General features: G+C 63.7%; 24 protein-coding genes. 15 read left to right on the forward strand and 9 right to left on the reverse strand.

The window, feature by feature from the left end; genetic code table 11:
• Window positions 1–9: 9 nt before the first annotated feature.
• Genes fliI through fliF form a run of 4 tightly spaced genes read right to left on the reverse strand, consistent with a single transcriptional unit; the run spans window position 10 to window position 4,789 of the window.
• Complete coding sequence (fliI, locus tag QBK88_RS00475) at window positions 10–1,398, reverse strand: flagellar protein export ATPase FliI (RefSeq protein ID WP_277960474.1); 1,389 nt, start codon at window positions 1,396–1,398, stop codon at window positions 10–12.
• Window positions 1,395–2,111 (reverse strand): flagellar assembly protein FliH, encoded by a 717-nt coding sequence (locus tag QBK88_RS00480; protein WP_277960475.1) that lies wholly within the window; start codon window positions 2,109–2,111, stop codon window positions 1,395–1,397. Before QBK88_RS00480 ends, fliI begins: the two co-directional genes overlap by 4 nt.
• Window positions 2,104–3,090 (reverse strand): flagellar motor switch protein FliG, encoded by a 987-nt coding sequence (fliG, locus tag QBK88_RS00485; protein WP_268147313.1) that lies wholly within the window; start codon window positions 3,088–3,090, stop codon window positions 2,104–2,106. The genes QBK88_RS00480 and fliG overlap by 8 nt, the downstream gene beginning before the upstream one ends.
• 1 nt (window position 3,091) lies before the next feature.
• A complete protein-coding gene (fliF, locus tag QBK88_RS00490; protein WP_277960476.1) occupies window positions 3,092–4,789 on the reverse strand; it encodes a flagellar basal-body MS-ring/collar protein FliF in 1,698 nt (565 codons plus the stop codon).
• A 274-nt stretch (window positions 4,790–5,063) separates the two neighbouring features.
• Here fliF and fliE point away from each other — a divergent pair, with 274 nt between their 5' ends.
• From fliE to QBK88_RS00555, 13 genes are all read left to right on the forward strand, one after another.
• Window positions 5,064–5,384 (forward strand): flagellar hook-basal body complex protein FliE, encoded by a 321-nt coding sequence (gene fliE / locus QBK88_RS00495; protein WP_268147319.1) that lies wholly within the window; start codon window positions 5,064–5,066, stop codon window positions 5,382–5,384.
• 377 nt (window positions 5,385–5,761) lie between these two features.
• The gene (gene fliD, locus QBK88_RS00500) at window positions 5,762–7,174 is read left to right on the forward strand and encodes a flagellar filament capping protein FliD (protein WP_277960477.1); all 1,413 of its coding nucleotides are present in this window, start codon (window positions 5,762–5,764) and stop codon (window positions 7,172–7,174) included.
• Window positions 7,175–7,198: 24 nt separating this feature from the next.
• A complete protein-coding gene (fliS, locus tag QBK88_RS00505) occupies window positions 7,199–7,624 on the forward strand; it encodes a flagellar export chaperone FliS (RefSeq protein ID WP_277960478.1) in 426 nt (141 codons plus the stop codon).
• Complete coding sequence (locus QBK88_RS00510) at window positions 7,602–7,973, forward strand: flagellar protein FliT (RefSeq protein ID WP_268147325.1); 372 nt, start codon at window positions 7,602–7,604, stop codon at window positions 7,971–7,973. Before fliS ends, QBK88_RS00510 begins: the two co-directional genes overlap by 23 nt.
• Window positions 7,974–8,071: 98 nt before the next feature.
• Window positions 8,072–8,419, forward strand: a complete 348-nt coding sequence (flhD, locus tag QBK88_RS00515) for a flagellar transcriptional regulator FlhD (protein ID WP_277960479.1) — start codon at window positions 8,072–8,074, stop codon at window positions 8,417–8,419.
• Window positions 8,412–8,981, forward strand: coding sequence for a flagellar transcriptional regulator FlhC (gene flhC, locus QBK88_RS00520; RefSeq protein ID WP_268147329.1), 570 nt, complete (start codon window positions 8,412–8,414; stop codon window positions 8,979–8,981). Before flhD ends, flhC begins: the two co-directional genes overlap by 8 nt.
• A 153-nt stretch (window positions 8,982–9,134) precedes the next feature.
• On the forward strand, window positions 9,135–10,010 hold the full coding sequence (gene motA / locus QBK88_RS00525) for a flagellar motor stator protein MotA (RefSeq protein ID WP_277960480.1): 876 nt from the start codon (window positions 9,135–9,137) through the stop codon (window positions 10,008–10,010).
• Window positions 10,007–10,816, forward strand: a complete 810-nt coding sequence (gene motB / locus QBK88_RS00530; RefSeq protein ID WP_277960481.1) for a flagellar motor protein MotB — start codon at window positions 10,007–10,009, stop codon at window positions 10,814–10,816. The genes motA and motB overlap by 4 nt, the downstream gene beginning before the upstream one ends.
• A 128-nt stretch (window positions 10,817–10,944) precedes the next feature.
• Window positions 10,945–12,114, forward strand: coding sequence for a flagellar biosynthesis protein FlhB (gene flhB / locus QBK88_RS00535; protein WP_277960482.1), 1,170 nt, complete (start codon window positions 10,945–10,947; stop codon window positions 12,112–12,114).
• On the forward strand, window positions 12,111–14,201 hold the full coding sequence (flhA, locus tag QBK88_RS00540) for a flagellar biosynthesis protein FlhA (RefSeq protein WP_277960483.1): 2,091 nt from the start codon (window positions 12,111–12,113) through the stop codon (window positions 14,199–14,201). The genes flhB and flhA overlap by 4 nt, the downstream gene beginning before the upstream one ends.
• 5 nt (window positions 14,202–14,206) lie before the next feature.
• Window positions 14,207–16,468 (forward strand): flagellar biosynthesis protein FlhF, encoded by a 2,262-nt coding sequence (flhF, locus tag QBK88_RS00545; protein WP_277960484.1) that lies wholly within the window; start codon window positions 14,207–14,209, stop codon window positions 16,466–16,468.
• Window positions 16,461–16,925 carry a hypothetical protein gene (locus QBK88_RS00550; RefSeq protein WP_277960485.1) on the forward strand — a complete coding sequence of 155 codons (465 nt, stop codon included), beginning with the start codon at window positions 16,461–16,463 and terminating at the stop codon, window positions 16,923–16,925. The genes flhF and QBK88_RS00550 overlap by 8 nt, the downstream gene beginning before the upstream one ends.
• A 156-nt stretch (window positions 16,926–17,081) precedes the next feature.
• Window positions 17,082–17,777, forward strand: coding sequence for an RNA polymerase sigma factor FliA (locus QBK88_RS00555; protein ID WP_268147345.1), 696 nt, complete (start codon window positions 17,082–17,084; stop codon window positions 17,775–17,777).
• Here the strand turns inward: QBK88_RS00555 and QBK88_RS00560 are convergent.
• The 4 genes from QBK88_RS00560 to QBK88_RS00575 form a co-directional block, all read right to left on the reverse strand.
• Window positions 17,774–18,178 carry an adenylyltransferase/cytidyltransferase family protein gene (locus QBK88_RS00560; RefSeq protein WP_277960486.1) on the reverse strand — a complete coding sequence of 135 codons (405 nt, stop codon included), beginning with the start codon at window positions 18,176–18,178 and terminating at the stop codon, window positions 17,774–17,776. The genes QBK88_RS00555 and QBK88_RS00560 overlap by 4 nt on opposite strands.
• On the reverse strand, window positions 18,178–19,359 hold the full coding sequence (locus QBK88_RS00565; protein WP_277960487.1) for a tetratricopeptide repeat protein: 1,182 nt from the start codon (window positions 19,357–19,359) through the stop codon (window positions 18,178–18,180). Before QBK88_RS00565 ends, QBK88_RS00560 begins: the two co-directional genes overlap by 1 nt.
• Window positions 19,360–19,395: 36 nt before the next feature.
• The gene (locus tag QBK88_RS00570; protein ID WP_277960488.1) at window positions 19,396–20,274 is read right to left on the reverse strand and encodes a hypothetical protein; all 879 of its coding nucleotides are present in this window, start codon (window positions 20,272–20,274) and stop codon (window positions 19,396–19,398) included.
• Window positions 20,275–20,384: 110 nt separating this feature from the next.
• Window positions 20,385–21,473 (reverse strand): FliC/FljB family flagellin, encoded by a 1,089-nt coding sequence (locus tag QBK88_RS00575; protein WP_268147354.1) that lies wholly within the window; start codon window positions 21,471–21,473, stop codon window positions 20,385–20,387.
• 230 nt (window positions 21,474–21,703) lie between these two features.
• On the opposite strand from QBK88_RS00575, the gene QBK88_RS00580 reads away from it, so the two are divergent.
• Both QBK88_RS00580 and QBK88_RS00585 read left to right on the forward strand, forming a co-directional pair.
• Entirely contained in the window at window positions 21,704–22,516 is an 813-nt protein-coding gene (locus QBK88_RS00580) for a MotA/TolQ/ExbB proton channel family protein (protein ID WP_277960489.1), read from the forward strand.
• Entirely contained in the window at window positions 22,513–23,268 is a 756-nt protein-coding gene (locus QBK88_RS00585; protein WP_277960490.1) for an OmpA family protein, read from the forward strand. The genes QBK88_RS00580 and QBK88_RS00585 overlap by 4 nt, the downstream gene beginning before the upstream one ends.
• Here the strand turns inward: QBK88_RS00585 and cadR are convergent.
• Window positions 23,262–23,711, reverse strand: coding sequence for a Cd(II)/Pb(II)-responsive transcriptional regulator (cadR, locus tag QBK88_RS00590; RefSeq protein ID WP_277960491.1), 450 nt, complete (start codon window positions 23,709–23,711; stop codon window positions 23,262–23,264). The two genes, QBK88_RS00585 and cadR, sit on opposite strands and share 7 nt — an antisense overlap.
• Window positions 23,712–23,726 lie beyond the last annotated feature (15 nt).

The following is a 23,726-nucleotide window of genomic DNA, read 5'->3' on the forward strand; positions in this document are numbered from 1 at the left end:
GCCTCCTGATTATTTGCCGGGGAAGAGCTGATTCAGGGCCTGGAGGGTGTCTTCCAGGGTGGTGCGCTCCTGGATGCGCTGTTGCAGAAAACGCTCCAGGTGCGGGTTCAGTTGCACCGCGCGGTCCAGCAGGGGGTCGTGGCCGGCGGCATAGGCGCCCACGGTGATCAGGTCACGGTTGCGCTGGTACTTGCTCAGTACCTGCTTGAACTGCTGGGCCTTGCGTTGCTGGCTGTCGCTGACGATGGCGGTCATGGCGCGGCTGATCGACGCTTCGATATCGATGGCTGGGTAGTGCCCGGCTTCGGCCAGGGTGCGCGAGAGCACGATGTGGCCATCCAGGATCGCCCGTGCCGAGTCGGCAATGGGATCTTGCTGGTCATCGCCTTCGCTCAGTACCGTGTAGAACGCGGTGATCGAGCCGCCGCCGGGCGGACCGTTGCCGGCACGTTCCACCAGTTTTGGCAGTTTGGCGAACACCGATGGCGGGTACCCCTTGGTGGCCGGTGGTTCGCCGATGGCCAGGGCGATCTCGCGCTGGGCCATGGCATAGCGGGTCAGGGAGTCCATGATCAGCAGCACGTCCTGGCCCTGATCGCGGAAATCTTCGGCGATGCGGGTAGCATAGGCGGCGCCTTGCAGGCGTTGCAGTGGCGAGGTATCGGCGGGTGCCGCCACCACCACGGCGCGGCGCAGGCCTTCCTCGCCGAGGATGTTGTCGATGAAGTCCTGGACCTCGCGGCCCCGTTCGCCGATCAGGCCAACGACGATGACATCGGCGCGGGTATACCGGGCCATCATGCCCAGCAGCACCGATTTGCCCACGCCAGAGCCGGCGAACAAGCCCAGGCGCTGGCCACGGCCCACACTGAGCAAAGCATTGATGGCGCGAATGCCGACATCGATCTGGCGGTCGATGGGCGCACGCTTGAGCGGGTTCAGCGGTGGTGTGTTGAGCGGGCAATGGCGCACGTCGGCCAGTGCGCCCTTGCCATCCAGTGGTTCGCCACGGCTATCCAGCACCCGCCCCATCAGCGCCGGCCCCAACGGAAACTGGCGCGTCGCGGCGCCGCCGGTCTGGCGTTCGTCCAGCGGCAGTACCCGGGCGCCGGGTTGCAGGTCGCCTATTTCTTCCAGCGGCATCAGATACAGGGTGTCGGCAGCGAATCCGACGACCTGGGCCTCGGCGTATCGGGGGCCAAGGCCTGCTTGCGCCGGCTGGGTCTCGATGCGGCAGGCACCGCCCAGCGGGATGCTCAGGCCGACCGCTTCCAGTACCAGGCCGGTGGCCCGCACGATGCGTCCGCTGTGAACATAGCGCGCTACGTGGGCGATATCGCCGCGCAGGTTGGCCAGACGTTGTTCCCAGCCGTGCAGAAAGGCATTGTCCAGGCTCATGATGTGGCCGGCAGGCCGTCGAGCAGCCTGCTGCGAATGCCTGCCCAGGCGCTTTCCAGGGTGGCGTCCAGTTCGCCGCTGGCACTGCTGACGCGGCAACCGCCACGGGCCACGCTGGCGTCTGCCAACAGGCTCCAGCCAGCGGCACCCAGTTGCTCGCCCAGGGCGTGCTGCACCAGCGCAAGGTCGTCGCCATGCAGCCACAGGCGTGGCTTGCCGGTCAGTGCCGGCTCATGCTGCAGCAAGGTCTGCACGGTGCTCACTACCTGTTCGGGGTGTGCTTGCAGGGCTTGGCCGGCAATGTGCCGTGCGGTGCCCAGCGCCAACTCCACCAGTTGGCCCAGCACCTGGCCATCCAAATGGCGCAAGGCCTGGGCAAAGCTTTCGCAGAGGCTCGACAGTGGCGCCAGGGTTGCCTGGATCTGCTCTTGCATCGCGGCTTCGCCAGCCAGCCGGCCTTCTTCCAGTCCCTGGGCATAGCCTTCGGCGTGGCCGGCAGCCAGGCCTGTGGCATGGCCCTGGCGCATGGCTTCCTGGCGTGCCTTGTCGCGGCGCGCCTGCAACTCCAGTTTGCGCTGAAAGGCATGCTTGCGTTGGGCCTCGGCCTGGCCTTCATCCAGGTCCTGTGCGGGCAGCGTCTCACTGGGGAGCACGGTCATGCGCCAGGGTTGCCATTGGTTGGGCTCGTCAGCCCAGGGGTTGCCGTCAGACATAGGTATCGTCCCCATTGCCGGTCACGATGATGCCGTTGTCCGCCAGGCGTCGCACCACCTGCAGAATGGCTTTCTGTTCGGCTTCCACCTGGGACATGCGCGTGGGCCCACGGGCCTCCATGTCTTCGCGGAACAGCTGCGCCGCACGCTGGGACATGTTGGCCAGAAACTTGTCCAGCAGCGCCGTGGGCGCGCCTTTGAGGGCGATGGACAGGGAGTTGGTCTCCACTTCCTGGAGGATGGTCTGGATGCCGCGGTCGTCGATCTCCAGCAGGTTCTCGAACAGGAACATCTCGTCGAGAATTTTTTGCGTAAGGTCTTCGTTGTGGGCGCGTAGTGTCTGGATGGCCGACTCTTCCTGGCTGGAATTCATCAGGTTGAGAATCTCGGCCACGGTGCGCACGCCGCCCATCTTGCTGCGCTTGAGATTCTGGCCGTCGAGCATGCCGCCCAGCACTTCGGTCAGCTCCTGCAAGGCCACCGGCTGCACCCCGCTGAAGGTGGCGATACGCAGGATGATGTCGTTGCGCTGGCGCTCCTCGAACAGCTCAAGGATGTCCGAGGCCTGGTGGCGGTCCAGGTGCACCAGAATGGTGGCGACGATCTGCGGGTGTTCGTCGCGGATCATCTCGGCCACCAGCGAGGCCTCCATCAGGTTCAGCTTGTCGATACCCGAGCCGCCATCGTTGGCCTCCAGGATGTCATCGATCAGGCTGGCCGCCCGCTCGCTGCCAAGAGCCTTGGTCAGCACCGCGCGGATGTGTTCGCTGGACTGGATGTTGATGGCCGCGTATTGCTCGGTCTCGTCGATGAACTCTTCGAGCACCTTGCGCATCTCGTCGTGCGACACCTGGCTCAAGCGCGCCATCTCCATGCTGATGCTTTCCACGTCCGGGCTGGGCAGCAGCTTGAACACCTCGGCGGCCTCATCGGCTTCCAGTGATAGCAGCAGGATCGCGCTGCGGCGCGTTGCGGTCATTTTATTTGTCATCTTTTTTCATCCACCCCCGGATGATCATTGCGATCAGGCGTGGGTCTTCCACGGAGATCTCGCGCAGGCGTTTCATGTTTGCTTCGTAGCCCAGGGCCTTGCGTTTGCCGGCCGGCACTTCCACGGTTTCGCCGGTTTCGGTGACCATGGTCTGCGGCTCTTCGTCGGCCTGGGCCGCTTTCAGCGTCTGGGCATGACGCTTTTGCATGGGGCGCAACACCATCAGCCATAGCAGCAGGGCGATGAAGGCCACCAGCACGTAACGCGACAGGCTCATGGCCAGGGCGTAGAACTCCGGTGTGCGCCACCAGGCCAGTTCCGGACCGCTGCTGTCCTCCACGGCGAATGGGCTGTTGATCACTTTCAGTTCGTCGCCGCGGCCCTCGGTGAAGCCCATGGCCTGGCGCACCAGGCTGTCGATGTTGGCCAGTTCGTCCTTGCTCAGGGGTTCCTGCGCGGGTTTGCCGTCTTTCTCGGTGGCGCGGTAGTTGATGACAACGGCGGTGGTCAGGCGCGTGACTTCCCCCTGTGCCTGCTTCACGTGCTCGACGCTGTGGTCGACCTCATAGTTGGTCATTCGCTCGCTGTGCAGCGTCTTGCTCCGTGCCGAGGCGCTGGTGTCGCTGTCATCGGTACTGGCCTGGGTACCTTCACCCGGTTTCGCCGGCGCCGTAGCGCGGGTGGCGGGGGGCTGGTTGGGCGGGGTGTTGGTCAGTGCGCCGGGTACGCCGCGGGCCGCGGCATCGCTGCCTGCCAGGCTTTCGTTGATCTGCTTGCTGCGCACGGCTGCATGGTCGGGCGCCTGGTTGGGCTCGTAGTGTTCGGCGGTGCTTTCGCGGCTAGCGAAATCAACCTTGGCCACCACCTGGGCATGCACATTCTGACGGCCCAGCAGGGGCGCGAGAATGTCTTCGATACGCCGCTGATAAGAGCGTTCGATGTCGCGCACGTAGGTGAGTTGAGTACCATCCAGGCCGCCGTTGTCACCGGGGTTCTGCGACAGCAGGCGGCCACTCTGGTCGACGATGGTCACGCCGTCGATGCTCAGGTCGGCGACACTGGACGACACCAGGTGGGCGATGGCATTGGCCTGGCTCTGGCCGAGTTCGCGGCCTGGTTGCAGGTTGACCATGACCGAGGCGCGGGCCGGCTCGCGTTCACGCACGAACACCGACTGGCGGGCCATGACCAGGTGTACCCGGGCACTGGCGATAGGCCCCAAGGACTCGATGGTGCGCGCCAGCTCACCTTCCAGGCCGCGCTGATAGTTGAGCTGTTCGGCGAACTGGCTGACCCCGAAAGCCTGCTTGTCCATCAACTCGAAACCGACGTTGCCGCCTTTGGGCAGCCCCTGTTCGGCCAGTTGCAGGCGCAGGGCATTCATCTGTGTGGCGGGTACCAGGATGGCGTGGCCGCCTTCGCTCAGGCGGTAGGGGACCTGGCGCTTTTCCAGCTCACTGATTACCTGGCCGCCATCGGCCTCGCTGAGGTTGGAGAACAGTACGCGGTACTCCGGTTGCCGTGCCCACAGGGCCAGCACCACCAGTAGCGCAACGGCTGCCGCGCCTGCCAGCAGCAGGGGCAGCGATTGGCCGCGCAAGCGTGCCAGCAGCGGTTCCAGCGCACTGGCCTTGTTCTTGTCGGGGGCGACTCTGGCGGAGCCTTTGCCTTGGGCCGCGTTACTCACACGCACCTCGCAGGCGAGGGTAGGGGCGCTACAGAAGACATTGCTCGTTCCGGTGTCGAAGGTGGTCGAGAAGCTGTGGCATCGGCTGCGGCAGTGCCGCCCGGTGCCAGCGCTGGCAGGTATCGCAGGGCGGCTATTATCTCGACCCGGCCCGTATCCAAAGGTCGGAAAAGCCAGCGCTTTTGTAGCCAATTGGTTGCTTGTCGGTACGGCTTGCCTTGTTAACCTTTCGAGCCATCATCCTGACCTTTTCCACTTCGGACATGTTCGCGCCATGAATACATCTGCTTTGCAGGCTGCCCTGCAGCAACTCAACCTGCTGGCCAGCCAGTCCCAGGGGGCGACTTCGTCAGTGGCGGGGGCAGGGGCAAACGGTGGCTTTTCAGGCGAATTGCAGGCCTCGCTCCGGCGCATCAACCAGCTTCAGCAAACCGCGACGCAGCACGCCAACGCCTTTCAGGTAGGCAGCCCGGACGTAGCGCTCAACGACGTGATGGTGGACATGCAGAAAGCCGCCCTCGGCTTCCAGATGGGGGTGCAAGTGCGTAACCGGCTGGTGACTGCCTATAAGGACGTGATGGCGATGCAGGTATAGGCCAGGTATTGCTACCTACGCAAAAGTATCCTCCTGTACGGCAATCGATACGTTTGAGTGCCTGACCGTCTCGATGAAAAAAAATTCAGGATCGAACTAAGGCAGTGGGTGGACTCAGGGCTTGAGGGTAAAGCTGTGTAACCGGCTTATTACTTAGGTTGCACTAATGAAAGTACTGCGGGTGCGAGAGATGGTAAGTCTGAAAGTTGCGAAAAAAGCCTTTGTTTAAAAGGCGTTACTTAAAAAATAAATAGACATGTGTCGTTAAAGTTTTATATTCGGCTGCCGATTTCCTCTGCGTCATTGCGAATGTTTCATTTGTGATGGGGTAATTTTTGATTGGCCCTGCTTAATAGGCGCGGACCTGTGAGGACTATATGACGACGACCACTTCCACTTCTTCCTCCTCTGCTACCAGCGGAACCATTACCTCTTTGGGTGTGGGGTCGGGGCTGGATCTGGACTCGATTCTCGATAGCCTCGAGGAAGCGCAGGAAACAAGCCTGCTGACGCCGATCGAGAACCAGGAAGACGACATCAACGCCGAAATCACTGCCTACGGCACCTTGACCAGTGCCCTGACCAGCCTGCAGACCGCCGTCGAAACCCTCGCCGACGCCGACACCTACGATGCCCTGACCAGCAGCGTCAGCGGCACCGGCGTGACCGCCGCCGCGACCAGCGATGCGGTGGCCGGCACCTACTCGATCGTGGTCAGCCAACTGGCCAGCGCGCAGACATTGGCCACCGATGGTATCGCCGATTCTACAACAGCGCTGGGTACAGGTACCCTGACTATTACAGTAGGTGACGACGAAAGCATCAGTATCGACCTGACGTCGAGCAACAACACGCTGGAAGGTATCCGCGACGCCATCAATGACGCCGGCGGCTCGATCACGGCGTCCATCGTCAACGATGGTAGCGACACGCCATACCGCCTGGTGCTGACCTCGAACGACACCGGCACCGAATCGGAAATGACCGTGACGTACGACGGCACGGGTGACGCCGCGGACCTGTTCGGCTACAGCGCCGACAGTGACAGCAACAACATGACCGAGACTGTCGCGGCGGCCGATGCCCTGCTGACGGTGAACGGGCTGAGCGTGACCAGCCAGAGCAACACCGTGGAGGAAGCCTTGCAGGGCGTGACCCTGAGCGTCACCGACACGGGTACCTCGACCTTGACCATCAAGCGCGACACCGACTCGATCATCGATGCCATCAACGATTTCGTCGACGCCTACAATTCGTACGCCTCGACCATGGACACGCTGACCGAGTACGACGCCGACGACGACACGGCGGGCGCCCTGCTGGGCGACTCCACCACCCGGCGTGTCGACAGCACCTTGAGCAAGGACCTGTACAACTCGATTTCCAACAGCACGTTCAGCTACCTCTCCCAGTTGGGCATATCCCTGGAAGTGGACGGCACCCTGACCATCGACGACGACACGCTGGAAGACGCGGTTACCAACAACCTCAGCGACGTAACCGATTTCTTCGTGGGTACCGATGATACGGCGGGGTTCGCCACCCAGATGGCGACCGACCTGGACACGTTCCTGGACGAGGACGATGGCTCGATCGTGTCGGTGGTCAATGACCTGAACGATCAACTCGATGACCTTGAAGAGAAATACGAAGACAAGCAGGACTTCATCGACAGTGTGATGGACCGCTATACCGAGCAATTCACGGCCCTGGACACCCTGATTTCCGAGCTTGATTCGACAGCGGACTACCTCACCACCCAATTCGATGCGTTGAGCAGTGATGATTAATCCTCAGTAGATGGGAGCGAGGTTGTGAGTGTATTGCGCGGAGCAAATGCCTACGCGGCGGTGGGGTTGGAGAGCGGCATTCTGGCTGCCTCCCCGTACCAACGGATCGTGATGTTGTTCGACAGCTACCAGGCCGCTATCCGCACGGCCCGGCTGCACATGCAGGTCGGCGACATGGCGGGCAAAGGCAAGGCCATCACGTCTGCCATCAAGATCGTCAGCCGCGGACTGCGCGGTTCGCTGGACATGGAGCGCGGCGGCGAGGTCGCCGCCAACCTGGACCAGCTCTACGACACGGTGGTGCGGCTGTTATTGCGGGCCAATCTGCATAACGACGAGGAGGTCCTGAATGTGGCAGCAAGCCTGATTGAAAACATTGGTTCCGCGTGGCGGCAGATAGGACCTCGAGTCGAGGGGGAGGATGGCGATGTCGCAAGCGCAGGTGGTTGAGTCGTACGAGCGGTTGCTGGCGCAGTCGCAACGCATGCATGAGTGTGCGTTGCAGGGGGACTGGGCAGAGATTCTGCTGTTGAAGTCCCAGGGGTTGATCGATGAGGAAACCTTGCGACGCCAGGAGGCGGGGGTCCAGCTGGACGAAGAACACCGTCGGCGCAAGTTTGAATTGATCAAGCAGATCCTGGAGTTGGAAGTTGAAGTTCGCAAGTGCCTGGCCGACCGTCAGAGTCACCTGGGCGCACTTATATTGGCTGGGCGTTTAAAGCGCGGACAGGGCAAGGCATACAGGCCAACTGCCACTGTTAGGCCACTATTTAGATCGGTTGTGCGTCCGGAAGTTTGAGTCAGGGCTGCGACAAGTTGCCGCTAGGGCGGTGTGTTTGAACCAAACCATTCACGTCAGTTGAATTGAAGAGTGCGAAAAGTACAGGGGAGTGGGAAGTGCTGAACGCTGATCGAGGTCTGGAAGATATTCAGGATCTGAATTTCTCTTATTTGTTGCTGGTACAGCGCCTGTTGCGCAAGGACCGCGCTACCGCCATGTTCCGCCTGAAGTTGACCGAGGGCATGGCCGACCTGCTGGTCAAGTTGACCAGCAAGCAGCTTACCCAGTTGGCGCGCATCAACCAATTGGTCTGCCGCCCGGTTTTCGATGAAGCCGAGTGCCTGTCGCGGGTGCTGGGCAATTCGCGGGAGCTGGGCCTGGTGGAAATTCACTCGTCGTTGCTGATGGCGTCGGTCGATGTCGGGGGCGACACGGGAGGACGTGTGGGGCAGACGCATGTCTGAAAAAAGCCTGGTCGAGGAAATGTTCCAGGTGCAGCTGGCCATCGAGCTTATCGAACTGGGGGCGCGGTTGCAGGTACTGGAAGTGGAAACCAGCCTCAGCCGTGGCCGGTTGATCCGTCTGTACAAGGAGGTGCGCGGGGTATCGCCGCCCAAGGGCATGCTACCGTTTTCCACCGACTGGTTCGTGACCTGGTTGCCCAACATTCATTCTTCGCTGTTCTATGGCATTTACCTGCGCCTGACCAAAATTGGCTGCGACCGCATCGAGGCCTTCATCAAGGCGTACCGGCTGTACCTTGAGCAGGTGGGCGGCGATGAGGAGTCCGAAGTGGTGCTGGGCTTGACCCGTGCCTGGACGCTGGTGCGTTTCTTCGAAAGTGACATGCTGGAGCTGGTGGGCTGTTCATCGTGCAGCGGCCAGTTCGTGGCCCACTCCCACGGCCCGGCCCAGCGCTATGTATGCGGTATTTGCCAGCCGCCTTCGCGGGCCGGCAAAACCCTCAAGCGCCGCGAGAACGAAGAGCTGGAAGACGAAGCGCCCATGCGCCAGGCCAACGCCTGACAAGCGGCGCTGCGGGGTGTCAGGTGTACCGTATGCATCGCCGACGTGGCCAGGTCCGCTGCTACGAAGGGCGTGACCGGCCGTGGTTAAAGTTGGGCCCTCGAGCGCCGATGTTTGCCCAGGTCACCCCTGGCGTCATAAAAGGAACGGCCTGTGCTCATCGCTCTAGGACTTATCGCTATCCTGCTGTCGGTATTCGGTGGCTTCGCGCTGTCGGGCGGCAGCCTGGGGCCGCTGTACCAGCCCACGGAAATGCTCATGATCGGCGGCGCGGCCGTGGGGGCCTTCATCGCGGCCAACAACGGCAAGGCGATCAAGGCGACCCTCACCACGGTTTCACGGCTCAAGCGCAGCACCCGCTACGACAAGGCCTGCTACCTGCAAGTCATGGCGCTGCTTTACCACCTGCTGGGCAAGGCCCGGCGCGAAGGCATGCTGGCGGTCGAGCGGGATATTGACGAGCCCCAGCAAAGCCCGCTGTTCAGCGACTACCCCGAACTGCTCGACGACCCGATGATCATCACGTTCATCACCGATTACATGCGTCTGATCCTCAGCGGGCAAATGCAGCCCCATGAACTGGACGAGCTGATGTTGCATGAAATCGAAGCGTTCGAGCACGAAGCCCATATTCCTGCCGATGCCCTGTACAAGGTCAGCGATGCATTGCCGGCGTTCGGCATCGTTGCCGCGGTGATGGGCGTGGTCAAGGCCTTGAGCGCGGTGAATGTGGGGCCGGACCTGATGGGCGAGATGATCGCTCATGCGCTGGTGGGCACCTTCCTGGGGATCTACCTGGCTTATGGCGTCATCGCGCCGCTGGCCAGCCGCGTCGATCGCCAGGTGGCCGAGGCCGTGAAGATGTTGCAGTGCATGCGCATGACGTTGCTGGCCAGCCTGCAGGGCATGGCACCGATGCTGGCAGTCGAGTTCGGCCGCAAGGCCCTGCACCACAGTGAGCGGCCCAGCGCACTGGAACTGGAAAGCTACGTGCGCGGTACGTCAGTCGGCGCGATGGCCCTGGGATGAGCGAGCGCCCTATCATCATGCGGCGGCGCAAAAGCGCTGTCCACGGCCACCACGGCGGCGCCTGGAAAATCGCTTTCGCCGATTTCATGACCGCGCTGATGGCGCTGTTCCTGGTGCTGTGGGTGTTGTCCAACGCCAGCAAGTCGCAGAAAAACGCCGTGGCCGACTACTTCAGCACGCCGCTGCTCAGCGCCATCAATCGCAGCGAAAACCCCATCCCTGGCGGCACCCCGGCGCTGGCGTTCAAGGAGACTTCGCTCAACCCCATCGAACTGCCGGCACGGCCGCTGTCCGAGGAAGAATTCAAGCGTCTGGCCGCGTTGCGCCAGCGCTTGCAGCGGGTGATCCAGCTGAACCCGGCGCTCAAGGACCTGAGCAAGCAGATCCTCATGGAACTGACCCCCGAAGGCCTTAACCTGCAACTGATCGACAGCGAGCAGCGGCCCATGTTCGAGCTGGGCAGCGCACGGGTGGCGCCATACATGCGCACCTTGCTGCGCACCATCGCCCCGGTGCTCAACGAGTTGCCCAACAGCGTGCAGATCAGCGGGCACACCGACAGCCACCCGTATGCGGGCGGCGAGGCGGGTTACAGCAATTGGGAACTGTCGGCCGACCGGGCGAAGGCCTCGCGCGTGGAGCTCGTCAGTGGTGGTCTGGATTCGGGCAAGCTGCTGCGCATCTCGGGCATGGCCGACCGCATTCCCACCCGCGACGCAGCGCCGCCGGATGCGGCGAACCGGCGTATCGAAATCACCGTGCTGGACAGTCAGGTCGCTCGGAAAATTCTCAGCCGCAACGAATGACCTGGTTCCACAGGGGGCGCAGCGGCGGCCATTGCCCTAAATACGCCCCAATTCTGCGTTTGTTCCGAGGATGGGCCGGGCGGCCGGCTGCGCAAAATACCGGCCTTATCAAAAGCCGATGAACCGCCATGGCGGAAAACAGTAGCAACGAAGATAAAACCGAATCGGCGTCACCGCGCAAGATCGAGAAGGCCCGTGAACAGGGCCAGGTCGTGCGCTCCCGTGAGCTCAACACGTTTTTGGTGCTGTTGACCGGTGTGGCCGCGCTATGGGGCGGGGGCGGCTGGTTTTACGGCCAGTTGTGCCAGGTACTCGAGCACGGCCTGCTGTTCGAGCGCGCTCAGGCATTCGATAGTACCCGCATGGTTCAGGCCGCTCTGGGGCTGGGCCAACTCGGGCTGTTGACCGTGATGCCGTTTCTATTGGTACTGATGCTGGCCGGGGTCGTGGCCTCGATGCTGCTGGGCGGCCTGGTGATTACCCTCAAAGCGCTGCAGCCCAACTTCGCCCGCATGAACCCCATCGCAGGCCTTGGGCGGATGTTTTCCCTGCGAGCCCTGGCCGACCTCGGCAAAGCCGTGGCCAAGGCTTTCCTGGTGGGCTGCGTGGCCGTGCTGTTCCTCAAGAGCCACGCCCGCCTGCTGCTGGACCTCACCGGCATGCCGGTGGAATTGGCCCTGGCAACGGCCATGGGCCTGGTGGCCAAAGCCTGCGCACTGGTTGTCGGAGCCCTGGTGCTGGTAGTGGCCCTGGATGTGCCGTTCCAGTTCTACACCTACTACCAGAAGCTGCGCATGACCCGCGAGGAACAGCGCCAGGAGCACAAGGATACCGATGGCGACCCGCACATCAAGGCGCGCATTCGCCGCCAGCAGCAGCTGATGGCGCGCTCACGGATGATGAGCAAGGTACCCAAGGCCGACGTGATCATCACCAACCCCACCCACTACGCCGTGGCCCTGGCCTACCAGGACAAGATGTCGGCGCCACGGGTTATCGCCAAGGGTGCCGACGAAGTGGCCGCGCGCATCCGCGAGCTGGGCGACGAGCACCGCATCCCCATGCTCGAAGCACCGGCCCTGGCCCGTGCCCTGTATTTCCACGTGGACATCGACCGGGAAATTCCCGGCTCGCTGTACACCGCTGTAGCCGAAGTGCTGGCCTGGGCCATGCGCCTCAAGCGTGTCAGTGAAACCGGCGGCCTGATGCCGCCCAAACCGAAAAACCTGCTGGTGCCCGCCGGTATGGATCAGCCTGGCCCCCTGGGGGCCACCGCCGAGGAAACACCCAACCCATGAACGCCATGACTCAATTGCTGGGCCCCGATTCCTGGCTGGCCAAGGCCGACCTGAAACTGCTGGCCGGCCCTGTGCTGATCGTCATGATCCTGTCCATGATGATTTTGCCGCTGCCGCCCTTCGTGCTCGACCTGCTGTTCACCTTCAATATCGCGCTGGCGATCATGGTGCTGCTGGTCAGCATGTTCACCGAAAAGCCGTTGGACTTTTCGGCGTTCCCTGCAGTGCTGCTGTTCACCACCTTGCTGCGCCTATCGCTGAACGTGGCCTCCACCCGGGTGGTGCTGATGGAGGGGCACCAGGGCCCGGACGCCGCCGGCCGCGTGATCGAGGCGTTCGGCGAGTTCCTGGTGGGCGGCAACTTCGCCGTCGGCATGGCGCTGTTCCTGATTCTGGTGATCATCAACTTCATGGTGATCACCAAGGGCGCCGGGCGTATCGCCGAAGTGGGTGCGCGCTTTACCCTCGACTCGATGCCCGGCAAGCAGATGGCCATTGACGCGGACCTCAACGCTGGCCTGATCGGCGAGCCGGAAGCGCGCAAGCGTCGCCGTGAAGTGGCCCAGGAAGCTGACTTCTACGGTTCCATGGACGGTGCCAGCAAGTTTGTGCGCGGTGACGCCATGGCTGGCCTGGTGATCATGGGCGTCAACGTGGTGGGTGGCCTGATCATTGGCATGCTGCAGCACGACATGGCCTTCGCTGACGCTGCGCACACCTACACCATGCTCACCATCGGCGATGGCCTGGTGGCCCAGATCCCCGGGCTGGTGATTTCGATCGCCGCCGGCGTCACGGTGTCGCGGGTCAACACCGAGGAGGACGTGGGCCAGCAGATGATCGGCCAGTTGTTCATCCGCCCCCAGGTATTGATCCTCACCGCGGCGGTGATCGGCCTGCTGGGCCTGGTACCTGGCATGCCCAACCTGGTGTTTCTGCTGTTCACCGTACTGCTTGGCGGGCTCGGCTGGTGGCTGCGCAAGCGCGACCGGACCCAGGCCGCCGCGCCGGAAGAACAGGTGGTGCCCAAGGCCGCGTCGCAAAGCTCAGAAGCCAGTTGGGACGACGTCAGCCTGGTGGATACCTTGGCGCTGACCGTCGGCCATCGCCTGATTCCATTGGTGGATAGTCGCCAACAGGGCGAGATGCTGGTGCGCATCAAGAGCGTGCGCAAGAAATTCGCCCAGGACGTGGGTTTCCTGCCACCGGTGGTGCGGGTGCGTGACAAGGTCGACATGCTGGCCAACACCTACGTCATCAGCCTCAACGGCGTGGAAGTGGGGCGGGGCGAACTGTTCCCCGGCAAGTGGCTGGCGATCAACCCGGGCCAGGTCAGCGGCAAGCTGGAAGGTGAGGTGATCGTTGACCCGGCCTTCGGCCTGCCGGCCATCTGGATCGATTCGAGCATGCGCGAACACGGGCAGATCTTCGGCTACACCGTGGTCGACGCCAGCACCGTGGCGGCCACCCACCTCAACCACCTGCTGTACCTGCACGCCAAGGACATGCTCGGTCGTGGCGAGGTGCAGAAGCTGTTGGACAAGCTCAACAAGGACAACAAGGCGCTGGTGGAAGAGGTAGTCCCCAAACTGATTTCCCTCGGCACCTTGCAGCGCATTCTGCAGAACCTGCTGGAAGAAGAGGTCTCGATCCGTGACCTGCGCAGCATTCTTGATGCCCTTGCCGAGTTCGTCACTGCCCAGCCCGAGGCTGACGTACAGGAAATGACGGCCGTGGTACGCGTGGCCCTGGGCCGGGCGATCACCCAGCAGTGGTTCCCCAACCAGACCGAGCTGCATGCCATTGGCCTTGGTTCCAACCTGGAGCAAGTGCTGCTGCAAGCCGTCACCAGTGGTGGCGCCCTGGAGCCGACCCTGGCGGACAACCTGATGCAACAGACCGAAATTGCCTTGGCCCGTCAGGAAGTGGGCAACCACCCCGCCGTAGTGGTGGTGCCAAGCAAATTGCGGCCGTTGCTGGCGCGCTTCCTGCGTCGGCGCCTGCGCCAGTTGGTGGTGATGTCATTGGCGGAAATTCCGGAAGGCCGGACCTTGCGTATAACCAGCCTGATCGGAGGGGGTAATTGATGGGCATGCAACGATTTGTCGGGGCCAACAGCCGCGAGGCCATGCACCAGGTGCGCCTGGTGCTGGGGGAGGACGCGCTGATCCTGTCCAGCCGCAGTGTGGAGGAGGGGGTGGAGATCATGGCGGTGGCTGATGACATCCAGCCTGCGCCCCTCAGCCCGCGCCGCGCGGCGGCCGCCTATGCGCACATGAGCACTGGCGACCCGCGAGGCCCTGCGCGGCCCTCTGGCGAACCAACTGCCACGCAGGATGCGCCTGCCATTCAACCCAGGCAGGTGGCAGGCGCTGCTTTGCCCGCGAGCTCTTCCGAGGCCCCCATGCCCGCCGGCGACTTCGCCGCCCTGAGCCAGCTACTGCGCGGCGAAATGGACCAGATGCGCCAACTGCTCAAGCAGCAACAGCCACCCGCCGACGACAGCCGCCAGGCATTGCTGCGAGACCTGCTGGGTAGCGGCTTCAGCCACTGCCTGAGCCAGGAATTGCTGGACGGCACCCCGGCATTGCCCACCCTGGATGGCCCTGGCCGCGCGCGTTGGCTGGCCGAACGCCTGGGCGCGCGGCTATCGGTATTGCCCGACGATGGCCCGCTGATGGAAGAGGGCGGCATCATTGCCCTGGTTGGCCCCACTGGCGTGGGCAAGACCACCACCACCGCCAAGCTGGCGGCGCGCTTTGTAATGCGCCACGGTGCCGGTGGCCTGGCGCTGGTGACCACCGACAGTTTCCGCATCGGCGCCCACGAACAGTTGCGCATTTACGCAGAGCTGCTGGGCGGCGAGGTGCATGCCCTGGGGGCCGAGGACAATATCGAGCAATTGCTCGCCAGCCTCACCGGCAAGCGCCTGGTGATCATTGATACTGTAGGCATGAGCCAGCGCGACCAGCGCCTGCTGGCGCAGATCAAGCGCCTGGCCAATGGCGACAGCCTGGTGCGGCTGATGCTGGTGCTCAACGCCGCCAGCCATGGCGACACCCTGGACGAAGTGGTGGACACCTACCGCCGTGCCGCCCTGAGTGCTGGGACCACACTGCGCGACTGCATCATCAGCAAATGCGACGAAGCCCCGCGCCTGGGACCAGTGCTGGACGTGCTTATACGCCACGACCTGCGGCTCAATTACCTGTCCACCGGCCAGCAAGTGCCGGAAGACCTGCACCTGGCTGACCCGCCGGCGCTGATGGGCCAGGCCCTGAAGCGCGAGCGACCGTCCCTGTACGGCGCGGACCCCATGCCCGGCAACGGCAAGGGGCAGCAGCTCGACACCCTGGCACGCAACATGCTCGGCCACGGCAGGTTGCTGGGCACCCTGCGTGCCAGCCTGCATCGGCAGATCAATGACTTCGCCCTTTTGGAAGATGCCTGGCACATGGCTGATCTGGCCCCCGCCGGGCAAAGTCATGCGCTTGCCCAGCTATTGGCCGACGCCCCGGTGGGCCACGCGGCGAACCGTCAGATCCTCTGGGGTGCGGAACGTCCGGTAGTGGGCGCCACCTGGAAAATGCCGGTGTTGAGTTTTACCGCCGAAGGCAGTTTGCAGATTCGCCCGTGGCTGGCGCACCCGTTGCCCATCGGCACGCAGCAGCGCTTGGAATGGAGCACCACGACACTGGGCTCCAGAAGCCACCTGTGGCCGGGCAACCCCAGCCGCGAATTGCTGCAACGCCTGCAAAACGCCGGGCAACCGTGGGTGGCCAGCGTGCAGCGCGGCCAGCGGGTGATGCAGGGGGGCGAATCCCTGGCGCTGGCGCAACTGGTCGAACGCGGCGTCGCCCATGGCTGCCATGCCCTGCGCCAGCGCGGCCGCTGGGTAAGATTGGAGCTGGCGCACTTGCCGGTCAGCCTGCCCAGCGCTCCTGGGCAGCAGGTGCGCGCCTGGTTTGGCACCCTGCGCCACTGCGACAACGACCAGGTATTGGGCCAGCGCTACTGGCTGGCGGACAGCGTTGGCAGCCTGGCCGAACAGGTCGCCAGCCTGGGCCGCCTGCAAGTGTGCGAGTCATTGCCGGCGCTGACCCTGAGGGCATGGAATATCCTGGGTGAGCGGCACGGCCCCGTGAACGCCGACCTGCGCCTGTTCCTGGCCACGGCCCTGGCTGCCTGCGCCTGCCACCTTGACCAGGTGGAGGCCGAGTGGGGACCGGTGGTGCGCCAACAGTTGCTGGAACTGTCCGGCAAGCGCCGTGCGTGCAGCCCGCTGGTGTTGCTGGAAAGCCTGCTGCACCTGCTGACCACCCGTGCCGCCCTGGTGCAACTGGCGCATGAGTGACCAGGCTCAGGGCCTGAGACGCTGGGCCGAGCGTCAGGCCCTGCAAGCCACCGGTGCCGAGCAGACACTGGTGGTGGTCGGGCCGCCGTCTGTGGTGCGCCAGGCCCAGGCCACGCTGCAGCGCTGGCGGGCGGCAGGCCATTGCTGGGTGGGTGAGCCGTCGCGTTGGCACATGCTGGCGCTGGCGGCCGATGGCCCACGGGTAGCTGAATGGGCGCGCCAATACCCGCGTTGGGGCCTCTGGCTGGGCGCGGGGCCGAACGACTGCCGGCAGGCCTACTTGCAGGTGCGGCGCCTGGCGTTGGCCGGCGGCCCTCGTCGCCTGTTGCTGCTGCATGGCGGCCTGGCCGCGCGCCGCGCCCAGGTCGACAACCTGTGCCATGCCACTGCGCGATTTCTGGGGGTGGAGCTGCTGGTCGTGGCAGAGCGCCAGCAAGACCTCTCCCGGCTGAAATAGTTCAATTGGCAGAAAAGCCACCAAACGCAACGGCTATTCCGCCCTTACCTACCCGGGGTAAGCAGTAATAATGCCCGCGCCCATGACCCGCCCGCCACTGCGTGACCCGCGTGGCCGGGCATGCCCTCGGTTTCCTCATCACTCCAGGCCTGCAGGATGTACACAGCTCAGGGAAAACTAAAATCAAGCGAGTTGCTGGAGCAGTACCTGCCGCTGGTACGCCGGCACGCGCTTGAGTTGAAAACCAGGGTGCCGGCCAATGTCGATCTGGATGACTTGATACAGGCCGGCAGTATTGGCCTGCTGGACGCACTGGCGCGTTATGACACGACTCAGGGTGCGACGTTCGGCACCTTCGCCTCGCAGCGTATCCGCGGGGCGATGATCGACGAGCTGCGCAGCCGCGACTGGGCCCCGCGTAGCGTACGCCGCAACGCCCGTGCCCTGAAGGGCATCATCCGGCGCCTGGAACAGGCTTTGGGCCGCGCACCCGAAGAGCGTGAAATCGCCCAGGCCATGGACCTGTCGCTGGAGCAATACCGCCAGTTGCTGCTGGATATCAACGGTTGCCAGCTGATGCCCATCGAAGAAATGGGTGAAGACGATGCCAGTGGTGTCAGCAGTGGGTATGGTGCCTCCCCCTTTGTCGAGCTGGTGCAGGAGCGCAACCGGGACCGGTTCATCAAGGCGCTCGATGCGTTGCCCGAGCGCGAACGTCTGCTGCTTGCCCTGTATTACCAGGAAAAGCTCAACTTCAAGGAAATCGGCGCCGTGATCGGCGTCAGTGAGTCGCGGGTCTGCCAGCTGCACAGCCAGGCGGTCTCGCGCCTGCGTGACGCCCTGGCCGATTAGGCCGCAGGCGCCGGCCGCGCCAGGCAGTGCTTGAGTGCTGAGCTGGAGATGCCCGGCGTGCGCGGCAGGTACACCACTTCGCACAGTGGCTTGAGCGTGTCGAAGTGGCCTTTCCAGTCATCCCCCATGCCGAACACCGATACGCCCAGGCGGCGAATGTCGTCTGCCTTCTGTGCCCAACTGGTTTCAGCCAGGGTCATGTCCACGCACTTGAGCGACTGCACGATATCCAGACGGTCGGCGTAGGGGATGACCGTCTGCTTGCCCTTTTGGCGGTTGAACTCGTCGGTGGACACCCCGACGATCAGCCGGTCACCCAGGGCGCGCAAGTTGCGCAGCAGGTTGAGATGGCCGATGTGAAACAGGTCGAAGGTGCCGTAGGTGATGACGATGCGGCTCATCAGGCGAGCACCTTGTCCAGCGCCGCCCGGGCTGCCAGCAGCAGGCTGTCTTCGGGGCGGTGTGCCAGTGCGTGGCAGGTCAGGGCCCGGGCCTTGTGCAGGTGGCCGCTCTCGATATGCGAGTAGATTCGCGATACGGCGTAGCATTCGGTCAGCAGGGAAAAGCTTTGCAGGTTCTTCGCCGCGATCACGGTGTCGAAGAAGGCATCGGGTGTACGCCAGTCGCCGTACACGGCCGTCAGCCAGGTATCCGCATCCTCCAGATACCACAGCGGTCGGCCGTCGGGGGTGCGGCCCCTGCTCAGGTGCAGGGTGGGGTAGCGGGTCTGGCGGTGCCACTCTTGCAGCCCGTCCTTGACCCAGAAACCCGTGCAGGTGTTGCCGCCGCGGTCTACCACGAAACCGGACAGGTCCAGGGAGATCTTGTGGACCGGGTGGTAGAACGCCTTGGGGTTGGTGAGCCGGTGGGAGCCGACTGGCTCGACCCAGCCATGGCGGATCAGGCAATGGGTGGCGCGGGCTATCTCGCAGTGGGGCAGGCCGAAGTCGATGTCCTTGTCGAACGGCAGCAGGCCGCCTTCGCGGGTCAGGCCCAGCAGCGTGCCGTAGGCGGCGAAGGCATGTACACCGGCCAGGCACAGCGCGGCCAGGGTGTCCCATAGCAATTGCTCGACCTGGGGTTTGTTGAAGTCGTCGCGTGGGGCCTTGGGGGCGATGCTGATGGGCTTTTCCAGGCGCAGGGCCAAGGCCTCGCGGTAGCAGTCAAGGGCTTCGGGCAGGCGTGCCTGGTGGTGGCGGATCACGCCCATCACCAAGCGCGCCGAAGTACTGCGCGGCGCCAGTTCCAGGGCCCGCTGCACCAGGCCTTCGGCCCGTGCGCTGTCCTCCTCCTGGTTATGCAGCTCGCCCAGTTTCACCAGCACCTGTACCTGGTCGGGGTCCAACTCCAGGGCGCGCTCCAGCAGCAAGCGGGCTTCAGCGGTCTTTTTCCGTTTCGCCAGCAATAGGCCCAGGTCCGCGTGCAATCGGGCGTTGCGGGGGGCCAAGGGCAGCGCCTGGCGAAAGCTGGCGATGGCCTCGTCAGTACGCTGGTGCTTGAGCAAGTTACGGCCACTGTTGATGTAGGCGTTGGCCGCGTCTTCGGTTTTGTTGCTCCAGGTTTTTCTGGCGGTGCGAGACATGGTGGACCCCGGTTGGAGAGCTGAGCGAGCGCGCACTTACCACGGCGCTGGGCTGTACTCGGCGGTAAGCGTGAAGGTGGTGGCCGCGTGGCTGGCCGCTGGCAGGTAGTGGCGCGCTTGCAGGTAGGCGGCGGCCTGGCCTTGGTCTACCCCTGCCAGCAGGCTATAGGCCAGGTCATGCAGGCCGTAGGCGGTATCCAAAACGAATGCGAGCTTCAGGCGGCGTTGCGGCGGCAACTGCGCCAGGCGCTCGGGGGTCGGAATGAACAGGGCCTGGACGCTATGCAACTGGGTCGCCCGTGGTTCGGCCAGGGCCAGTTCGGCGGGGAACTGGCTGAGGTGGCTTGGGGCGTGGAAACGGTAGAACCGCAGGTCGTTTTCCGCCAGGCGCTGGCACAGTGGGGCGAACTCGAAATCCCCGGCGTGGGGCGTGAGCATCGACAGGCTGACCTGGGCCAACAGCAGTTGCCCCAGCGTGGCGCTGGCGTGCTGGAGGATGCCCAGGTTGTCGTGGCGGTCGTCCAGCACCAGCCAGTCCAGGGCCTTGAGGCCTTCCAGGTCGTCGAGCCTGGCGCTGCGAACCGGCAGGCGCGCGAGTACCTGGGTGCCGCGCTGCAAAGGGGTGGGCAAGGTGGTGAGCGGTTGCGGCGCGCGCGTACTGCTCAGTTGCGAGTCCAGGCAGGCATGCAGGGTCAATGGACGTCCATCACCCAGGGTGATGCCGTTGAAAATCTGTACGTGCGGGTGTTCGCCCAAGCGCGAGCCGTGCAGGCGGCTGGCCGGGTCGAAAATGATGACGCTCAGGGCGTCCAGGGCCATCAGGGCGGCGAAATCCGGGCGGCTCGCCAGGCCGGCACCCTGGTCGAGGGCGACCAGCCGGCCTTGGAAATTCCAGTTGAAGGGTTGCGCCGTCATGGTTCGATGGTCCCCATGGAATTCGGTTGAAAAGACTAGGGTAGGGCGGTTGGGCCCTCGGCGATGCGTGAAGAACAGGCCCCGGGTGGGGCCTGTTCCGCTTACCGCGGTTACTGCAGCAGCGACAGCATTTGCTGCGGGGTGGAGTTCGCCTGGGCCAGTACCGAGGTACCTGCCTGTTGCAGGATCTGGGCGCTGGTCATGGCCGATACTTCAGTGGCGTAGTCCACGTCTTCGATGCCCGAACGTGCCGAGGTCAGGTTGGTTTCGGTGGTGGAAATGTTGGAGATCGCCGAGTCGAACCGGTTTTGCACCGCACCCAGGTCCGAACGCATCGAGTCCACGGTGTTCAGGGCCGAGTCCAGAGTGGTCAGCGTGTTGGTAGACTTCTTGGTCACTTCGTTTTCGGTATCGACGCTCACCGCCACAGTGGCAGTGGAGCCGCTGCCGGTGACTGTTACGTCGGCGGCGTAGTAGGTGGCGCTCGAACCGCTGCCCACTTGCAGGAAGTAGTCGCCGTCCTCGTCCTGTACCAGCGTGCCACCGGTGCTACCGCTGCCGTAGCTGATGGCGGTGCCCGACTTGTCAGTGATGGTTGTGTTGGTGCTCGACAGCGACAGGGAGCTGCCGGCTTCGTCTTCTACCGAGGCTGCGCTGACGGAACCGTCGTAGCCGTTGACGTTGAAGCCGCTCAGGCCCAGGGTCGAGCTGTTGATTTCGCTTAGCTTGATGTCGATGGTCTCGCCATCGTTGGCGCCCACCTGAATGGTGATGGTCTGGTCGGAGTCCAGTACGCTCACGCCGTTGAACGCGGTTTGCGAAGAGATACGGTCGATTTCGTCCAGGCGCTGGGTGATTTCATCCTGGATCGACTGCAGGTCGGACTGCGAGTTGGTGCCGTTGGCAGCCTGTACCGACAGCTCACGAATACGCTGCAAGTTGTCGTTCACTTCGTCCAGCGCGCCTTCAGTGGTCTGCGCCAGGGAGATACCGTCGCTGGCGTTGCTGCTGGCCTGGTCCAGGCCAGTGATCTGCGAGCTCATGCGGTTAGCGATGGCTTCGCCAGCGGCGTCGTCCGACGCGCTGTTGATTTTCAGGCCCGAGGACAGGCGCTCGATGGAGGTGCTCAGGGAGCTTTCCGACGAGCTCAGGTTCTTCTGAGCGATCATGGACGTAATGTTGGTATTGATGACGGACATGCTGCACTTCCTTCTTGGTGGTGGCCTGGGGCCCAGGTCTTTGGCGGCCTGGGCCTTTTAACCGCGAAGATCGGCAACACCCTGGTCAGCTTTAGAAAACCACCGGATTTTTTTCAGGTGTCGCGGCGGTCGGCGGATTTCGATAGGGAAACGCCTTGTGTTAGGGCCTTTGAAACGCCCGCGCGCGCGTTATAAAACCCGCTGCCGCTGTTCACTTCCCGGAGCCTGTGATGAATCCCTCGACCCTGATCGGCCTGCTCTCTGGCCTGGTCCTGCTGGCCTTGCTGCTGTTGTTCTCGGCGCAGCACCCCCTGATGTTCATCGACCTGCCAAGCCTTGGCATCGTGCTGATCGGCACGTTTGCCGCCACCTGCCTGAGTTACCCGCTGGCCGAAGTGCGCCGGGTGCTGGGGCTGTTTGCCACGGTGATGCGCAAGGAGTCGGCACACGCCCATGACGATATCGAGCAATTGGTGACCATGGCACGGTTGTGGCTGGACGATGACTTGCGTGCGGTGGAAAAGGCCCTGGAAACTACCCGCAACCCCTTCCTGCGCTCCGGCGTGCAACTGGTGATCGACAAGACCGCGGAGGCCGAGATCATCGAGCTGCTGCAATGGCGCATCGTGCGCATGCGTGCCAAGGAGCGCGCCGAGGCGCAGCTGTTTCGGGTCATGGCCAGCTACGCGCCAGCGTTCGGCATGCTCGGCACGCTCGTGGGGCTGGTGAACTTGATGTTCGTGCTGGGCGACGGCGACATGGTCACTATTGGCCACCAGATGTCGGTGGGCCTGATGACTACCCTTTACGGCGTGCTGCTCGCCAACCTCGTGCTCAAGCCGGTGGCGGTGAAACTGGAGCGTCGTACCGAACAGCGAGTGCTGCAGATGAACATGCTGATCCAGGGCGTTTCGATGATGTGCAACAAGCGCGGCCCGGGCCTGATTCGCGAAACCCTGAGCACGTTCGTCGCTCACCACGCCGACGAGATCCGTGAGCCGCTGCGCATTACCCCGCGCCTGAACGGGCGCGTCGGGCCATGAGCCGGCCCCTGGAAGCCCTGGGCCGCCTGGCCGTGGAAGGCGACGAAGACAGCTGGATGATGACCTACCTGGACATGATGACCCTGCTGCTGGTGGTGACCATGGCGATGCTTGCCATCAGCACTCGCCTGCACAGCACCGTGCCGCCGCCACCGCCACCATCTTTGCCCTTCATGGGCCAGGGCCTGTTGCCCCACGGGCTGGCCCTGCTGGGTCGGCCCCAGGTGGTGAAACCGGTGGTGGCCACGACGGCTGCGGTCGAGCCACCAGCGCCCACCCCGCCGACACCGCCAGCCCCACCGGGCCCGGATGAGTTGGCGAAAAATCTGGGCCTGGATGCCTTGGGCAAGGACATCGAAGTGGATATCTCGCAGAAGACCGTGAGTTTTCGCCTGAGCAGCGAATTGCTGTTCGAATCGGGGCAGGCTGACCTGAGCCTTGCGGGCATCAATGCGCTGAAGCCGTTGCTGGCGGTGCTGGGCAAGAACAGCCAGCCGATCCTGGTGCAAGGCCATACCGATGCCGAGAAGATCCAGAACCCGCGCTTCCCGTCCAACTGGGAGCTGTCCAGTGCCCGAGCGGCGACCGTGGTGCGCTACCTGCAAGCCAATGGCGTCGATGGCCAGCGCTTGCGAGCGGTCGGGTTCGGCGATACCCACCCGCTGGCTGGCAACGAGTCGGCCACCGGGCGGGCGAAGAACCGCCGGGTGGAAGTGGTGCTGGAGGCTGTCGCCAGCCCTCTGCCTCAGTGACCGTGGCTGCGGCCCACGTGGGAGTGTTCAGCTTCCGGGGCCGTGACCGCGCCATTGACCTCAAGGCGCTGAAGGATGCCGCACTGGTCGTTGCTGCCCGCCGTGCCGCAGCGCTGGCGCAGCTCCAGCAGTTGTGCCTGCAACGCTACCAGGCCGTCGATGCGCGCACGCACGTGGTGGATATGCTCGTCGATCAGGGCATTGACGCTTTCACACTGGTCGCGCGGACTGTCGCGCAGGGTCAGCAGGCTGCGGATTTCGTCCAGGGTCATGTCCAGGGTACGGCAGTTGCGGATGAACGTCAGGCGCTCCACGTGGGCCTGCGTGTACAGCCGGTAATTACTGTCGGTGCGGGCCGGTGGCGGCAATAACTGCTCACGCTCGTAGTAACGGATAGTCTCGACCTGGCAGTCGGTGGCCTTGGCCAATTCCCCGATTTTCATGCTGCGCCCTCCAAA

It is taken from the genome of Pseudomonas sp. RIT-To-2, from assembly GCF_029623465.1.
GTDB lineage: Bacteria > Pseudomonadota > Gammaproteobacteria > Pseudomonadales > Pseudomonadaceae > Aquipseudomonas > Aquipseudomonas silvicola.

Excerpts from the sequence above, each read along its gene's own strand:
- fliI (WP_277960474.1), bottom strand. The coding sequence starts at position 1,398 with ATGAGCCTGGACAATGCCTTTCTGCACGGCTGGGAACAACGTCTGGCC.
- QBK88_RS00480 (WP_277960475.1), bottom strand. The coding sequence starts at position 2,111 with ATGTCTGACGGCAACCCCTGGGCTGACGAGCCCAACCAATGGCAACCC.
- fliG (WP_268147313.1), bottom strand. The coding sequence starts at position 3,090 with ATGACCGCAACGCGCCGCAGCGCGATCCTGCTGCTATCACTGGAAGCC.
- fliE (WP_268147319.1), top strand. The coding sequence starts at position 5,064 with ATGAATACATCTGCTTTGCAGGCTGCCCTGCAGCAACTCAACCTGCTG.
- fliD (WP_277960477.1), top strand. The coding sequence starts at position 5,762 with ATGACGACGACCACTTCCACTTCTTCCTCCTCTGCTACCAGCGGAACC.
- QBK88_RS00510 (WP_268147325.1), top strand. The coding sequence starts at position 7,602 with ATGTCGCAAGCGCAGGTGGTTGAGTCGTACGAGCGGTTGCTGGCGCAG.
- flhC (WP_268147329.1), top strand. The coding sequence starts at position 8,412 with ATGTCTGAAAAAAGCCTGGTCGAGGAAATGTTCCAGGTGCAGCTGGCC.
- motB (WP_277960481.1), top strand. The coding sequence starts at position 10,007 with ATGAGCGAGCGCCCTATCATCATGCGGCGGCGCAAAAGCGCTGTCCAC.
- flhB (WP_277960482.1), top strand. The coding sequence starts at position 10,945 with ATGGCGGAAAACAGTAGCAACGAAGATAAAACCGAATCGGCGTCACCG.
- flhA (WP_277960483.1), top strand. The coding sequence starts at position 12,111 with ATGAACGCCATGACTCAATTGCTGGGCCCCGATTCCTGGCTGGCCAAG.
- flhF (WP_277960484.1), top strand. The coding sequence starts at position 14,207 with ATGCAACGATTTGTCGGGGCCAACAGCCGCGAGGCCATGCACCAGGTG.
- QBK88_RS00550 (WP_277960485.1), top strand. The coding sequence starts at position 16,461 with ATGAGTGACCAGGCTCAGGGCCTGAGACGCTGGGCCGAGCGTCAGGCC.
- QBK88_RS00555 (WP_268147345.1), top strand. The coding sequence starts at position 17,082 with ATGTACACAGCTCAGGGAAAACTAAAATCAAGCGAGTTGCTGGAGCAG.
- QBK88_RS00560 (WP_277960486.1), bottom strand. The coding sequence starts at position 18,178 with ATGAGCCGCATCGTCATCACCTACGGCACCTTCGACCTGTTTCACATC.
- QBK88_RS00565 (WP_277960487.1), bottom strand. The coding sequence starts at position 19,359 with ATGTCTCGCACCGCCAGAAAAACCTGGAGCAACAAAACCGAAGACGCG.
- QBK88_RS00570 (WP_277960488.1), bottom strand. The coding sequence starts at position 20,274 with ATGACGGCGCAACCCTTCAACTGGAATTTCCAAGGCCGGCTGGTCGCC.
- QBK88_RS00575 (WP_268147354.1), bottom strand. The coding sequence starts at position 21,473 with ATGTCCGTCATCAATACCAACATTACGTCCATGATCGCTCAGAAGAAC.
- QBK88_RS00580 (WP_277960489.1), top strand. The coding sequence starts at position 21,704 with ATGAATCCCTCGACCCTGATCGGCCTGCTCTCTGGCCTGGTCCTGCTG.
- QBK88_RS00585 (WP_277960490.1), top strand. The coding sequence starts at position 22,513 with ATGAGCCGGCCCCTGGAAGCCCTGGGCCGCCTGGCCGTGGAAGGCGAC.
- cadR (WP_277960491.1), bottom strand. The coding sequence starts at position 23,711 with ATGAAAATCGGGGAATTGGCCAAGGCCACCGACTGCCAGGTCGAGACT.